This window comes from Bdellovibrio bacteriovorus, from assembly GCF_048286975.1.
Classification (GTDB): domain Bacteria; phylum Bdellovibrionota; class Bdellovibrionia; order Bdellovibrionales; family Bdellovibrionaceae; genus Bdellovibrio; species Bdellovibrio bacteriovorus_H.
Map to the genome: position 1 here is coordinate 42,928 of NZ_JBLVRT010000007.1, position 14,739 is coordinate 57,666.

Annotated in this window: 15 protein-coding genes; 3 read left to right on the top strand and 12 right to left on the bottom strand. The window is 50.5% G+C overall.

The genetic code is table 11. The features are described from left to right. Window positions 1-4: 4 nt before the first annotated feature. From ACNQKP_RS16565 to ACNQKP_RS16580, 4 genes are all read right to left on the bottom strand, one after another. Complete coding sequence (locus ACNQKP_RS16565) at window positions 5-949, bottom strand: DNA polymerase III subunit delta' C-terminal domain-containing protein (protein ID WP_417866159.1); 945 nt, start codon at window positions 947-949, stop codon at window positions 5-7. Between the two features lie 10 nt (window positions 950-959). Then, complete coding sequence (gene tmk, locus ACNQKP_RS16570) at window positions 960-1,592, bottom strand: dTMP kinase (RefSeq protein WP_038451016.1); 633 nt, start codon at window positions 1,590-1,592, stop codon at window positions 960-962. A gap of 18 nt (window positions 1,593-1,610) precedes the next feature. Next, window positions 1,611-2,774: a hypothetical protein gene (locus tag ACNQKP_RS16575; RefSeq protein ID WP_417866161.1), complete on the bottom strand. Its 1,164-nt coding sequence runs from the start codon at window positions 2,772-2,774 to the stop codon at window positions 1,611-1,613. A 110-nt stretch (window positions 2,775-2,884) separates the two neighbouring features. Beyond that, a complete protein-coding gene (locus ACNQKP_RS16580) occupies window positions 2,885-3,355 on the bottom strand; it encodes a hypothetical protein (RefSeq protein ID WP_417866163.1) in 471 nt (156 codons plus the stop codon). 141 nt (window positions 3,356-3,496) lie between these two features. On the opposite strand from ACNQKP_RS16580, the gene secG reads away from it, so the two are divergent. Beyond that, complete coding sequence (gene secG / locus ACNQKP_RS16585; RefSeq protein WP_417866165.1) at window positions 3,497-3,910, top strand: preprotein translocase subunit SecG; 414 nt, start codon at window positions 3,497-3,499, stop codon at window positions 3,908-3,910. 41 nt (window positions 3,911-3,951) lie between these two features. Beyond that, on the top strand, window positions 3,952-4,752 hold the full coding sequence (locus tag ACNQKP_RS16590; RefSeq protein ID WP_417866167.1) for a TonB family protein: 801 nt from the start codon (window positions 3,952-3,954) through the stop codon (window positions 4,750-4,752). A gap of 24 nt (window positions 4,753-4,776) precedes the next feature. On the opposite strand, the gene ACNQKP_RS16595 is transcribed toward ACNQKP_RS16590, so the two are convergent. From ACNQKP_RS16595 to ACNQKP_RS16605, 3 genes are read right to left on the bottom strand one after another with little or no spacing between them, the layout of a single operon-like run. Further along, window positions 4,777-5,853, bottom strand: coding sequence for a phosphatase domain-containing protein (locus tag ACNQKP_RS16595; RefSeq protein ID WP_417866169.1), 1,077 nt, complete (start codon window positions 5,851-5,853; stop codon window positions 4,777-4,779). A 41-nt stretch (window positions 5,854-5,894) separates the two neighbouring features. Continuing rightward, complete coding sequence (locus tag ACNQKP_RS16600; RefSeq protein WP_417866171.1) at window positions 5,895-7,481, bottom strand: penicillin-insensitive murein endopeptidase; 1,587 nt, start codon at window positions 7,479-7,481, stop codon at window positions 5,895-5,897. Window positions 7,482-7,538: 57 nt separating this feature from the next. After that, entirely contained in the window at window positions 7,539-8,393 is an 855-nt protein-coding gene (locus ACNQKP_RS16605; protein ID WP_417866173.1) for an alpha/beta hydrolase, read from the bottom strand. Between the two features lie 9 nt (window positions 8,394-8,402). Between ACNQKP_RS16605 and ACNQKP_RS16610 the strand changes: the two genes are divergently transcribed. Continuing rightward, window positions 8,403-9,329, top strand: a complete 927-nt coding sequence (locus ACNQKP_RS16610) for a CorA family divalent cation transporter (RefSeq protein ID WP_417866175.1) — start codon at window positions 8,403-8,405, stop codon at window positions 9,327-9,329. Window positions 9,330-9,362: 33 nt separating this feature from the next. Here the strand turns inward: ACNQKP_RS16610 and ACNQKP_RS16615 are convergent, their stop codons facing one another. The 5 genes from ACNQKP_RS16615 to ACNQKP_RS16635 all read right to left on the bottom strand — a co-directional run bounded on the left by ACNQKP_RS16615 (window position 9,363) and on the right by ACNQKP_RS16635 (window position 14,737). Next, the gene (locus ACNQKP_RS16615; RefSeq protein WP_011163563.1) at window positions 9,363-10,175 is read right to left on the bottom strand and encodes a class I SAM-dependent methyltransferase; all 813 of its coding nucleotides are present in this window, start codon (window positions 10,173-10,175) and stop codon (window positions 9,363-9,365) included. Between the two features lie 167 nt (window positions 10,176-10,342). Beyond that, window positions 10,343-11,281 carry a DUF429 domain-containing protein gene (locus ACNQKP_RS16620; RefSeq protein ID WP_417866177.1) on the bottom strand — a complete coding sequence of 313 codons (939 nt, stop codon included), beginning with the start codon at window positions 11,279-11,281 and terminating at the stop codon, window positions 10,343-10,345. Then, the gene (locus tag ACNQKP_RS16625) at window positions 11,227-12,219 is read right to left on the bottom strand and encodes a galactokinase (protein ID WP_011163561.1); all 993 of its coding nucleotides are present in this window, start codon (window positions 12,217-12,219) and stop codon (window positions 11,227-11,229) included. The genes ACNQKP_RS16620 and ACNQKP_RS16625 overlap by 55 nt, the downstream gene beginning before the upstream one ends. Beyond that, window positions 12,219-13,202: a DUF4340 domain-containing protein gene (locus ACNQKP_RS16630; RefSeq protein WP_417866180.1), complete on the bottom strand. Its 984-nt coding sequence runs from the start codon at window positions 13,200-13,202 to the stop codon at window positions 12,219-12,221. The genes ACNQKP_RS16625 and ACNQKP_RS16630 overlap by 1 nt, the downstream gene beginning before the upstream one ends. Then, window positions 13,202-14,737 carry a GldG family protein gene (locus ACNQKP_RS16635; protein ID WP_417866182.1) on the bottom strand — a complete coding sequence of 512 codons (1,536 nt, stop codon included), beginning with the start codon at window positions 14,735-14,737 and terminating at the stop codon, window positions 13,202-13,204. Before ACNQKP_RS16635 ends, ACNQKP_RS16630 begins: the two co-directional genes overlap by 1 nt. Window positions 14,738-14,739 lie beyond the last annotated feature (2 nt).

The window sequence follows — 14,739 nt, forward strand, 5'->3', positions numbered from 1 at the left end:
CGCTTTAAGCCTTGGACGTGACGTAGAATTCTTCGATGATCAGCTGCGGATCACGATTGGCGGCAAAGGCCTGCTCCACCTGCAGTGCTTTCTGAATCAAATTCAGAATTCGTGAACGCTCAAGCTCTGCCAGGACTTTAATCAGCGGCGCCTGATCCAGATTCACAATCTGAGTTTTGGCACCCTCCTGCAGGCAAATGGCATCCTTTAAGAAGCCAATCCAATAGGAGATCATGCGCTGCCCTTGAGCGCGGTCTTTGAACTCGTTTCTCCACAGTTCATTTAGCAGGAAGTCAGCATCCTGAATAAACAAAGTCAGAAGCTCGACCGCCTTTTCGCGCACTTCCTGTTCAGGACCTTCCTGCAACTGAGCCAGCTTTTCAAAGCTGCCCCCCGCCGCTTTTAAAGCCCAGGCCGGCGCTTTCACGCGCTTCCCCAGATCTTCCTGAGTCAGCGGACGGAACTGCACAATGCGGGAACGGGACCGAATGGTCGGCAGAATCCCCGCCACACTGGGCGCAATTAAAAAGAAGAACGTACCCTCTGGCGGTTCCTCCAAAGTTTTTAACAAAGAATTGGCCGCCTGCGGATTCAGGGTTTGTGCCTGATCAATGACGATCACACGGTTGCCGGTCAGACTTTTTAAACTGAGGAATTCCAAAACCTCTTTGGCCTGTTCCATTTTGATGTTGGCACCATTGGGTGCAATCACCTTCAGGCCTTCATGAGACCCTTGAGAAATTCGGAAGCAAGAGGGACATTTCCCACAGCCCCGCGGACTGGAAGGACACAGCAGAGCCTGCGCCAGTCCCATCGCTGTCAGTTTTTTGCCGATGCCGCCCGGACCCACAAACAAAAAGGTCTGACCGGGCTTTCCATTTTCGAAAGACTCGACCATTTTTTTGATTGTTTCCTGATGTCCTAAGACGAAATCCAGCATCCGGGCCATAGTTACGTCCTTACAGAACTTTTCGTTCAGTCAAAGACTGCAACAACTGTTTGAATAGTACTTCCTGGCTTTCACGCGCATCCAGGACGATCCACGCAGCGGCGTCTTCACGAGACTGCTTCAGGAAGGACTGACGAACGTTTTCATGGAAAGTGTCGGCTTCAGATTCAATGCGGTCTTCGGTTTCACCGGTGACAGCACCACGCCCCTGACGACGACGACGGCTTTCTTCCACAGACAGATCCAAAAGAACGGTGATGTCGGCTTTCAAACCGCCGGTGGCAAAGGTATTCAGCATCACCACATCGGCTTCAGAGATCGCACGCCCGCCGCTTTGAAACGCGACAGAGCTTGCTGCAAAACGATCACACAAAACCCAGGTGCCCGCCGCCAAAGCCGGACGGATCACCTGATCCACGTGCTGGGAACGGCTGGCTTCATAAAGCAGCAATTCCGTGCGCGGGGTTGGTGCCGGACCTTCTTTTCTCAGAATCATGTTGCGGATTTCATCACCCAGCGGGGTTCCGCCGGGCTCACGGGTGCGCAAAAAGTTGATGGCTCTGTTTTGCAGCTCACGCTCCAACGCCGCCATCAAAGAACTTTTGCCGGAGCCGTCCAGCCCCTCAAATACGATAAATTTCATTTTGCACCGCAAGATAGATTAGTTGAATACAGGGCCGCAAGCACGACGCCCACCCAAGTGGACTTTGTCAGATATTGCGGTGTAGACGTCAACAAATCGCATCGCGACAAGGCGCACAGAACCCTTCACATCGCCTATTTGGACTCTGACGAATCCTTTGACCAGCGGTGACACGGTTATGCGGATCAAAGCCTGGCGTTCAAAGCGGTTGGTGAACGTCAAAAGGTCCGCCAGCGGTGGTGGCGGGAATCCAAGACTGGAGCTCAATCCGGACGAGAAAAACTCGGGCGAAGAAGTGCTGTAACCCGGGATCGCTGGTGGATAGAACGAAGTCCCTTTCAGGGTCTCGGCACCGTCACGACGGCCCATGGTAATACCGGCCTTACCAACCACGCCGATCACCGTGATCGCCGCCTTGGTGTTGTCGAATTTTTCAGAGTTATGGAAGATCTCAAACACGAATGCTTTTTTGGTTTTGTTAAAGGCAATGCTGAAGCCCACTTCGTCAGCTCCGCCGCCGCCTTTGCGCAAAACGCCGGCTTCGGCCAAAATACCCGCCGAAACACTCAGGCCAAATTCATTGGAATCAATCACGAGTGGCGCCTGGGACCACAGCTTGTAATCCAAACCACGCAGGATGCTTTGCACGGCCTGCTGGCTGCGCACCTGGAAGGTTCTTTGTGTCTGGGACTCGACAACAGTTTCTTTCCCGAAGGCTTTTTTCACTTTGATTTTCACAAAACTCAGACCGTCACCCACAAGGCTTCCCGCCCCGTAAACGAACTTGGTGGAATTCAGAATGCGCGCGGCATTCGTCAAAAACATCAGACGCATTTCATGGAATTTTTTGCGGCGATCTTCCGGCAGACTTTCAAATGGCTCCAAAGGATCGGTTTCTGCGACGGAACCACCACGGGCGATGATTTGTTCACGGACTTTGTCCGGGATCTTCAGACCCAATGACTCTTTCATCATTTCGCGATCCGGAGTCGTTTCGAATTCGTATATTTGCTCGCCCTTGCCGACCTTGATCAGCAGCTTGTCCTGTTGGGCGACCTGCGCTTTTTCAAGCGTGCTTTCTACGATCTCGGTCTCGACGGACGAAAGATCCTCGGCCCAGGCAGGGACCCAAGTTGAGACAAGCAATGCCGCAAAGGTAAGGGAGCGAACTACGTTTTTCATATTAAGCGGTGAAAAATGCAATCCAAGGACCGGGCTTTTAGCAATGCTAACTATATGATTTCTCGATTTTTTGCTGTCTAAGGCTTAGACGGCGAGCCCTAGCCCGCCACCTAGAACTCAACCACCCAGGTTCCGGCCGAGGTTTTATTGAACTTGTACATAATCAGCGGAAGCTCGACCGGTTCCGGGGACTTCCCGATTTGCTTGCCGATCCCGTTCACCGCTTCGGCAAAGTTGAAGCTGCGACTGCGGCCCGGATCCATCCCGCCAGCGATGCGGGCCAAAGTCATTCGCAGGGACGGCGGATAAGTGTTCACCACCACAACTGCGGTGGCTTTGGCTTCAGTCAGAAACTTGACCTCCACCACGTCCACTTCGGACTTTTTCAGCATGAATTCCTGATAGGACTTATTCAGCCACTCGGATTGTTTGATGGAATCATCAGCTTCAATCTTCAGCTGTTCCTGGAATTTCTTTTCCCCCAGCTCCAACGCGAGCTTTTTGATCTTTCCTTCCTGAGAAGTACAGGCCGACAGAAGCACAAAAAATAGGCAGACCGAAAGGCGAAGCATGTTTTTCATAACCTCTATGGTGATCAATAAGGGCAGAAGACTCAACAGACTCGTGACGTGATGCGCTATGTTACCCAAAACGGGTCACTTTGGGGTGGACGAAAACCGCCATTATCCATATATTTGGGGGTCTTTGGGAGATTACATAAAATGACTACATTTATCGGCGTATTGCATATCATCGTAGCCCTGGTTTTGATCATCTTGGTTTTGATCCAAGATTCCAAATCTGATGGCGCTCTGGGCATGGGTGGATCTTCCGGCTCCAACTCTTTGTTGGGTGCAACTGGCGCTCAATCTTTGGCTGGTAAAATGACAGTATGGGCTGCAATCATCTTCGCGGTGACTTGCCTGGCTTTGGCGACTTTGACTTCTTCCAAAACCAAGTCCGTAGTTGACAGCCTGCCGCTGCCAACAGCTCCGGCTCAAGAACACTTCCCAACTGAAGCTACTGACGCTGCAGCAGGTGCTGCCGCTGTTCCTGCTACAGAGACTGCTCCGGCAGCTACTCCTGCGGCTTCTCCTGCTTCCCCGGCTGCCACTGCAGCTCCGGCACAGAAGTAATTTTAGTGCCTTCCTGACAGGTTCTTCGCTATAGTTTTCCTATGGCGAAGAACAACTGGCTGATTCCATCTCTGATTATCGTAGGCGTATTAAGCGTCGCCCTTTCTCTCTTCATCTCAACTCAGACTGAAAAAACCAAACCCGGTGCCCGTCCTTTGGCGCGACTGGATTTGAATCTGGGTAAAGTCTTCGTTCTGCGCAACAACATGACCAATAAAGAAGTCCTGACCCGCAAGGCGACTTTGTTTGCACTTGATTCAGTCGAAACCGGTGTCGATGGCGATGCGACCATGGAATTTGATTCCTCATACCGCATTCGTGTGCCGGAAAACTCTTTGATCACCCTGGATGAAGAAAACGAGCGCATTGTTCTGATCATCAAACGCGGCGATCTGCAGGTTGAAAACTATGGCCGCGAAGGCAGCGTTTATATTTCAAAAGACGGTGTGCGCTGGACAGCGACTGACTATGAAATGAACTATAAAAAACAAGCGCCGACGGAAACCCTGCCAGAACTTGCGCCCGCGGAAACCCCGGTGACGAATCAAAAACCGGTGGAAGGCCTGACGTCAGAATTCATTCAAGACACGCTGAAAACCCACCGCAGTTCATTCTTTAAATGCTACACGCAACTGCTGCAAAGAACTCCGGGCGTGGTGGGACAAGCCTCCATCAGCTTCACCATCGAACGCACAGGCAAAGTCAGCCAGGCCGATATTGCCAGCAGCAGCCTGAGTGACCCTCAATTCAAAAAATGTCTTCTGGAAGCTGTCCGCCGTGTGGAGTTCAAAGTCTTTGGTGGTGATCCGATCACCACCGTCTTCCCACTGCGTTTTGAATAGTGAAAGGGCCTTCGTTCTGAAGGCCTAGCGATAATCGTGCAGATAATCAATGCGGTCCGGGATCCAGGGTTCATGCACCCCTTCCATCTCGTACACGCGTCCTTCATCCACCAGTTTTTCTTTAAGTGGTGCAACACTTGGCTGATACGAAGAGTGCAGCAGACCTTTTTCGATAAAGAACGGACGGACTTCGTTGTAAGCGCGCTCACCCAAAACCCCGCGGCGGATGAATTCATCAAAGCTCTTCATCAGCTCTTCCGGAGTAAAGCCATAGTTGTAAATCATGTCCTGAATGACAGCATAGATGCCATCCTGATTCAGACGACCATCCTGATACATATCCAGCGCGACCTGGAAAGTATTGTAAGTGGCTAACGTGCGGCGACCGAATTTCAGGTAATAATCCGGATCGGTGTCAGTGGCCAGATTGATATAGATCTTTGCCACAGGATCATTTTCAGGAATTTGCGCCTGCAGTTCCAAAATCGTATTCACCTGTTCGCCGGTGACGTTCAGTTTTTCCAGCGTCGTGCGAATGTCGTTGGTGCCCAGACGGCGCGAACAAATATCAGAATACAGATTATAGATGATGGCATCGGTTTCACTGTCATCACCCCAGCAGATCTGGCGCACATTTTCTCCCAGACGCGTGCGCAGTTGCATCAGCGCCTGCAGCTTGTAACCGACTTGTTTCGTCAGACGCCAGAAACGGCCCGGACGCAGGTTCGCCAGATTGTCTTTATAGAAACAACCAAAGGGACGGATATTGTCCAAAGAAAATTTTTCCGAGATACGCTCTTCCATCTGCGGCGGTGAAGCCGTGATGAAATAGATCGGAAAGTACATGTAACCTTTTTGTTGCTTGCGGTATTCAGAAAGGGATTGCAAAAGCGTGTTGGTGCCCGGAATGTTTTTTTTGTTCAGGGCACGTTCCAGAATCGTGGTCATCAGACCCGACAGGGAATCAATCGTGGTGTCCAGATAAGTCTTATCCAGGTCCCACAAAAAGACTTCCTCGTGACTTTTCTCCATGCCCTCGGACACGTAACGGAAAAAAACCACATCCCCATTCATCTCACTACGATCACGCCAATCAGCCATGACTTTATTCTGACACAGGCCCACGGCTGCCGCAATTGAGATTAGAAACAGCCGGTGGTATTGACTGGCTCTGCCATCTGACGACAACGAACCTGAGCTTTGGAACACTTCACACGCAGGTGGAAGTGATTGTGGTGGTCTTTTTCCGGAATCAGGCGGCGCAGCGTCTGAGCGGCAAGGCTTGAGTTGTCACCCTTCGTCAACTCGCCATTGGCAATAGCGTGACTGCACAGGGCCTGCTTCAAAGCACCGTGGATAAAGATACGGTCAATAAGCTGTGTGCCCACGACCTCTTTGAACAGCTTCCATTGAGGTTCCAGCATCCAGTTCGCGTGAGGTTTGTTCACCGCCACTGCGGACGCGAAGTATCCTTGGAAGGACTTATTATTAAAGAAGAAGGCCACGTCCGCATCCAGACCATTCTGGTGGGACTTGTGGGAGCCCAGCTTACCACCCGCCTCACGGGACAGATCTCCCACGGACAGCTCGTAACCCGGAATTTCTTTTTTGGTCAAAAGACCCATTTTCACAATGATATAAGCCAGCTCATTGGTCGCGAAGTGAGTTTTTCTTTTCGGACGAATGATCTCATAACCCGTCGGAGCATGCGCCTGCTCGTAAGTCAGCATGTTCGCCGCATTCTGCAAACGTCCCGCGTTCACCGGCCCGATAGCCTGACTGACCTTGTTCACCGCAGGAGCCGTCTCAGGCACACGTGGTTGACCGGTTTTAGGTGGATCCTTTTTAGGCTCCTCACGCTTCGGAGGTTCTTCCTTCTTTGGTTCCTCTTTTTTAGGCTCTTCTTTCTTGGGCTCGTCCTTTTTAGGAGGATCTTTTTTTGGATCTTCCTTCTTTGGTGGATCGGCCTTGGGAGGATCCTTCTTAGGTTCGTCCTTTTTCGGAGTGTCCTGTTTTGGTTCCTCTTTTTTCGGTTCTTCTTTTTTTGGCTCTTCCGTCTTAGGAGTTTCCTCGGACTTCGGAGCTTCCGGCTTTTTCACTTCCAGAATTTTTTCGATGTCATCGGCGATATCACCGACGTAACGACCTGGTTCGCCCTCGACTTCATCGTGGCCGCCTTCGATTTCTGATTCTTCGTCTGCTGGCAGTTCCTCTTCACCTGGAATTGATTCTTCCGCAGCGGGGCTGACGTCATCCTGCAGGGATTCGACCTGGTGGTGATACACGATACCCTGATAGTAAACGTAGATATCAATGAAGGATGAACGGCATCCGCCATCGACACTCAAACACGTGGCCTTCGCCGCCACTTTCAAATCCCGATTGTCCTGAGTTTTGGCTTTATATGCTTTCAGCGCGATGAATCCGTAAGGATCCAAGATGCCGGCAAGATCCAGCTCGACTGTCTGAACTGATTTTGCACGCACCGGAAGGAATTCGATCCTGCCCTTCAGGGTCATGCCCTTGGTGGCCTGATCAAAGTTAACACTCATGTCCTGCACGCGGGTGGAACCACGCACGACTTTGTAACCGTCTTCATCCATCACATTCGGCTGAGCTGGTTCATAGGTCGTCACAACCTCAGAACCCTGGTCACGGGTGTCCGGAGCACAGGCAGCCAGCATTGATAGGGAGCTTAAAATGATGAGGGCGCGCAACAAAGTCTTCATCCTGCCCGGAACATTGCAGGAACCGTGCTTTCGGGAGCTGCAATTTAAGCGGACTTCCTACTGACGGACTGTCAAAGTTTTAGATAGGTATGACAAGAAGCGGTCCCGCAGCTCGCCATTGCGGATTTCGTACAGATTTCCGTGACGTCCGTCCGGGATCAGCCAAAGCTCTTTGGGTTCGGCGGCATTCTGATACATGTTTTCGGTAAATCGCGGCTCCACGGCTTTATCCGCTGTCCCGGTGATGAACAGCAACGGAATGGGTGACAGCGACGCCAGCGACTGCGGGGCGTATTCGTCACTCACCACCACCGACGACAACGGCTGCAGGATCCAGGTGAACCAATGCCGGTTCATCACCCCTTTGGCCATTCCCTGATAGGAATCAAAGCTGGCCTCTATCACCACATTACGCAAAGGAATGCGACCTTTGACTTCTTCTGCGGTTTTCAGTGCGATAATACCGCCCAAGCTATGCCCGTAGACTATCAACGGCCGGGAATCCTTTTTCTGATGCAGCCATTCGGCCGCCGCCACTCCGGCCGCCACGGTATTTTCCGGGGTCGGATAACCACTGGACTGCCCATAGCCAGGATAATCAAAGATAAAATAATTGTACCCTTGTGATGGCAACCACTGAAACATCAGAAAATGCGACGTCAGATTTTCGGCGTTGCCATGGAAAAACAGCATCGTGCCTTTGTTATCGGCTTGTGCAGAGGCAAAATACCAGCCGTGCACTTTTTCACCCGTAGAAGTGGTCAAATACACATCCTCGGGGTTCAATTTTATGCGTGCTGGATCAAAGAGCTTTTCTTTCATCGGATAATAGAAAAATGACTGACACCCGGCCAGCAGCATCGTCGCGATGCATCCGAAAAAGAAACGGCGAAGCCCCGAAAACTTTGTCATACTGGAATCATGAAACGATTCGAACATCAATGGCAAGACTATAAGTGGGTCGATTGTGAAGCTCCTGCGCAGGAGGATCTGCGTCAGCTGGCCGAGGAATTTCCCATCCCCCTGCAGGCGCTGACCACGTGTCTTGATCCCGAGCATTTGCCGATGTGCACGTTCTATGAAAAAGTATGCTTCTTCATTCTGCGCCACCACGATGCGCAGGCAAAACCCAAAGCCGGCACCATGCAGGAACTCACGACCAAGATCATCTTCTTTGTCGGTCAGGATTTTTTGCTGACGATTCATCGTGTACCTCTGGAATGCATCTCCATCAAAAAAGACAAAGTCGCTTTTGAACAGCTGCCTCTTTACACTCTGGTGAAATCCCTGTGTGTGCAGACGGTGAAAAGCTTTGATGCCCCCTTGGATGTGCTGGATTCCAAAACCGATGTGATTGAAGAGCGTGTTTTTGCCCTTAAGCGCCGCACGATTCTGCGCGAGGGTTATCAAATCAAACGAAAAGCCGCGTCTTATCGCAAGATTTTCAAGTTCACTGCTGATGTCTTTAACAAGATTCACCAGCACGAAAATATTCCACTGAAGGACATACAACAAGTGCGTGAACCTTTGGAAAAAGTGGCCTTTTATGCCGATGATATTTATGAGGAAATCACCGGTCTTTTGAACCTGCATTTATCGTTGATGTCGCAAAAAACCAATGAAGCGTCTTTCCGCACCAATGAAGTGATGCGAGTCTTGACAGTGCTATCCATGTTCTTCCTGCCTTTGAATTTCATTGCCGGGGTTTACGGAATGAACTTTGAAAACATGCCCGAATTGAAAGAGCCCAACGGCTACTATGCCACTTTGACGTTTATGGTAATGGTCGTCGTCGGCATCACCTGGTGGATCTATAAAAAAGGCTGGCTGAAAAAAGAAGAACTGTAAAAGCAGGCCCCGGGGGCCTGCTTCAACTGGCAACTATGTCCGAGCCCGCGCCTGAACGAAGGAATAAAAGAACACGGCGTTCGGATCACTTGCAACCCTTGCCATTTCTTCCTTCACCCCTTCCACAACCTCCTGGGAAATGCATTTAGCTTCCACCAGCTGATCGCTGGCACTTAGCAAAAGCTCTGTCCAGTATTCGATGCAGTCCTTGCGTGCTTGCGGATAACGATTATCCAGGAACCACGTTTTTATTTCCGTGTGGATGTCATGATATCCCAGCTGCATGAAGAAGTTCCCAAGCTTCGCCCCCACAAACGGGTCCCCTTTTTGCTTCAACTGATATTCATTGAACGCCATCCAGTACTTCCAGACATTCGGTGAATAGGGATCAAGGAAAAAGGAGGCGTTCATCACTTCAGTAGCATAGACCACAGACCCTGGGCGCAGCACGCGGCGCACTTCTGACAAAACCCGAATCGGATCCGGAACGTGTTCCAGAATCCAGCACAAGAAAGCCCCGTCGAAAGAGTTTGAAGAAAAATCCATCGCCGTGGCATCCATCTCTTTCAACTCAAAGCGCTGCTCGGCAAAAGGCAGATGACTCAACCGGTGTTTGGCGGCTGAAAGTTGTTTTGTGCTGCGATCAATGCCGGTCAGCTTCAGATCAGGAAAACGCCGCAGAATAATTTCACTTTGCGCGCCAACACCACAGCCGACTTCCAGCAGATCTTTGACGTTGGATAGATTGATATTTTGATAAACCGTGTGTTCACCGAAGCGCGCCTGTTTGCGCAAACGATCTTGTTCTTCTTTGGTGAACCCGTGCAGATAAGGAAAATCAGCCATCGAAAGCCCCCTTCGGAGGTGAAGCTTCTATTTAATAGCTGAGCCCCCGATTGCTCAAGCCCTCTCACTCTGCGCCAGCACAAAGCAAAAGTTGCCATGCAACAAACTTAAGAAACCTAACCTTGTTTCACCAGCGCAAATTGAGGCCCCGCAGCTAGGCAGAGCCGTTAGAATCCTTCCCAGCGTACGTTGACGCGGGGGAATTCGATCCAGTCTTCGTTGGGTGGAAAACCGTCTGGGCGAGGTTCAGTGCTGCCTTTGAAACTTAGGAAGGCCGTCAAAGCACATATAAATGCTTCAAAAGCGTGATTGTTCTCAATCATCAGCTTCACATCCTGATCGTACACGAATGCCACGTTGTGCGTGCTTAAAGCGCTCAGAATTTCGCGACGACTTTCATCCCCGCCGATGGCGTGCTTATGAAAACGCAGATGACTTTTCATCACATTCAGGGAACGCCCCAAACGCCAGACGGAAAGCTTAGGAAACACTTCGATGCATTTGGCTTTTAATCCACGTTTTAGATACATCGCCCGCGCCAACAAGGGTGCGGTGTTCGCCCCCATCGCGTGCTGAAGAATAAAGGGCTCTTCCAGTTCGGACGACACGTACATCTCAACACAGCGCTGAGTGTACGGAGTGAAAAGCTTGCGCGGTTTTTTCTTCTTGTGCAGTTTGCGGGTGTAGTCCCACATCCATTTGACGTGGGGCTTTTTGCAATCCTCGATGCTGTTGCAGCAGTCTTCGGACTGCAGGCACACCGGCAAATTGAATGGCACATCAAACGCAATCAGATCAATTTCATTGTGATACTGACGGATGACTTCCTGAATTTTGAAATCAGCGGAATGAACTTCGTCGCTCTTGATTTTTTCCACCAAGCGCGACAGGAAGATTTTTTTATGTTTGGGATAGTATTCCAGAACGGCCAGACAGGCCTTGTCGGTTTTACCGCCCCCCAGGGACAGACCGATGAAACGATGAACATCTCCGGCATGCGTCGCCGAAGCCGCAGTCTTTTTAACTGCGGTCTTCTTCGTCGTCTTTTTCTTTACAGGGGATCGACGGGTTTTGCGTCCATCACCTGGAAGCCGGCTTTTTGGCATGCGTTGGCTACTCCCTCACGTTTATCCGGAGGACACCAGACCAGCACACAGCCCCCGCCCCCAGCTCCACAAATTTTAACAGCCTCAGCCCCATTCTGCAAAGAGACTTCCGCTAACTTGTAGATCTCAGGACTTGAAAATTCCGGGGCCAAGCGGACACGGGCTTCAAATTCGCGTTTAAACAACCCACCCAGGTCTTTCCAGTTGCCAGCACGGATGGCATGCTCGGTCTCAATGGCAATACCTTTGAGATCACGCAAGGCCTGTAATGTTCGCGGATCCTTGATAACGGAATCCTTCATCACCTCAAAGTTGTTAAGACCGGAATGATGGGCCTTGCCGGTATAAACCAGCATGAACTTTTCAGCCAGCGGAGTCTGCGACACCGGCAGCACCTTTTGTTCGATGCCGTCATAGCTGTAGTGAAGGACATTGATACCACCGGATGCCGCTGGATAATAATCCTGGGTCCCGGTTGGAGTGTTCAAAATCTCAGCTTCAATATTGTGAGCCACATGAACCATGGTGTGCACGTCTTTAAACGGTTTTCCGCAGAACTGGGCAAAAGCTTTCATCAAGCTGATTGTCAGACTGGAGCTGCCGCCCAATCCCCCGCCCACCGGGCTTTGTGAAGAGGTCTTCAAAGTGAAACCTTGTTTTGGCATCCAGTAACGAAGCTGAGTCTGCAGCAAAATCATTTTAGGATCGGTGTCTGCCAAAGCCTCTTGCAGATTGCTGTAGGCCTTGCGCAGTTTCAAGTCAGCGGATTCCAGCACGATCGTGGAATCGTCGTGCGGAGTCAGTTCCGCCACCGTGTAAATATCAATGGCCACGTTGACGGTGGAAGCTCCATTGATGAACAAATAAAGGGGCCACAAATCCAATGTGCCCCCAGCCAAATCCACACGCGTTGGAGATTTAACTACAATCTTCTGCATTACTTTTCTTTCTGCTCGGCCATCATGGCCTGCGATTCTTCTGCTTCACTTTTTTTAGGTTGTTTCGGTTCGGACACTTCACGCAAGTCAGCCAAAGTGACTTTGATAAAACGATCCAAAGCGCCTGGTTCCATTTTTAATTGCTGCGCAGGTTCCGAGACCTTTGCATAGATGCCCAGGTCCTGCGCCTGTCCCACTTCGGCCTTCCATTTTTTATCGGCCATGGTCAGATCCATCACAAACAGATTCTTCAAGGCTGGAAGTTTAGCTTCCACGATCTCAGACGCCTTGGCATCGGCGATAGATGTCAGGAATTCACGCACCTTGTTCTGATCCAGTTTAAGATCTTTTTGCGCCGGAGCCACCCACTGGCCTTCCACACGGCGGATTTCCAAAGATCCCATCTGGTTTTTCAGACGAACCTCATCCACGCTGGCAATTTTATGGCGCAGGAAACGACGCTCGCGGAAATCCATGACACCTTTGTTCACACGATTTTGCCATACGGAGTTTACCACCAGCACTTTGTTTTCACCATCACGGCGGGCAAACGCGTTGTCTTCAAAATTGCGCTTTTCAGAAATCTCAAAAACGTTTTGGGCGCCGGCTGTGGTCTTGAAAGTCACTTTACCAATCGGTTTGTCCAACCCATAAACCGCCCAGTTGATGCTGTCGCCCTCGGCGGCAGTCTCAATGATACGCTCAGGGAAAGCCCCTTTTACAAAGTCATCCACCGCTGTATTGTCGGCCAGATCCTTCAAGGGCTCTTCCATATTCCAGCCGTCCACGGAGCGCTTCAGAGTGATCTTCTGATCCCCTTTTTCAACCTGAACCCAGTCCACTTGTTCAAAGTTCACGGTCATCAGGCGTGCGTCCATCGAACGCCTTTCTTCCATCTTTTTTTCGTGGAAGAAGTCGTAAACCGCATAACCCCCAAAAACCAGCAGACAGATGACAAGAATTGTACGCCCTTTGAGTTTCATTACGCATTTCTCCTTCTAAGCCACAGACCGACGCTGGTGCCTAACAAAAGAATAGGAAGTGGGATGATGAAAGCAAACAAGAAAAGACCAAACTTGGTTTCTGTCATGATCATTTGTGTCGCCAAAGGCTCTTTCGGCGTGATGCTGATCAGGTTTTCCTCTTTGGCCAGGGCCGCAATGGAATTCAGCACTAGATCACGGTTCAGATTCTGATAAAGCATCTGATTGGTCAGGAAATCCACGTCCCCTGCGATGATCGCGGTAAAGTCCTTGGCACTTTCATCCCCGGCCCACTTACCACTGACTTCATCAACCAAAGCATAGGTATTCTCAGGCCCTTCGCCGCGAATCTGCATGGACGGGAACGCCATCGCGTTCGGAGCGGTGGAAACCAATTCATCCACAACCACGCCTTTCACAATGTCCACTTTCTTCAAAGACTGAGGATAACGGAACAAAGTCACTTCCGAACGTCCAAATGGCTTGGTGATCTTGTTGTTCATGGAGAAGATCACACCCATGGTCGGCCCCTGATTGATGCCTTTACCCATGACGGTTTCAACCTGATTCAGGATGTAGTTGTTTTCAAACTGCACACCCATCTTGGCCACCAGCTTTTCAAGACCCGCGGTGTTCTGCGATTCAATCGCCAAAAACAGACTGCCGCCGTTTTTCAAATAACCTTCCAAAGCCTCAATTTCAAAAGCCTGGAAGCCCTGAACCGGGCCCGCCACCACGATCACATCGGCATCTTCTGGAACTTTCGCATTCTGAATCAGGGAAAGCTCTTTGACAGTGTAGCGGTTGTTTTCCAGCAAGGACTTCAAAGAACCCAGCCCCAGGCCTTCTTTGTTTTCGCTCAGGGCTTTTTCACCGTGACCGACAGTGAAGTAAACTGTCTTGTTCTTTTCACGAGTGACTTTTACAAGTGCGCTGGTGAAATCCTGCTCGTCGATTTTTTCGATGCGGTTGCGGCGCCCTTTGTAATCCAGGAACACCACGCCGCTGCCTTTGTCGATTCCATATTCTTGAGCCAGATCCGGGCGTTCATTCACTTCCACGAAGTCCAGCTGCACTTTGCTGCTGTGATCCTGATACTTTTTGATCAGCTCGCGGAACAGACGACGATTTTCTTCGTTGCCTTCAACACCTTTTTTATAGAAGAAATAAACTTTCAGATCTGAATCCAGGCTTTTAACAAGCTTGATGGATTGTTCAGACAAAGTGTTCACTCGGGCAGAGGAAAAATCCCAGGTCTTGGTGTGGCGGGCGCCGATATAGTTCACTGCCCCCAGCACCGCCAACAACAGGAGTATCAGCATCCCCATGCTCATGCCTTCTTTGGTGGTCTTCATGGTGAAGAACTCTTTAAAGAATGCACGGTCTTTGATGATGCCGACAAGAATGAATACCACCGCCAGGCCCAAAGCCAGCCAGCAGAACGGAACCCAGTCACCCAACAGATAACGAGTGATGGACATGGCGACCAAAGAAAACCCAGCGAACAGGAAAGAAATTTTGCTCAATTTACTCATGA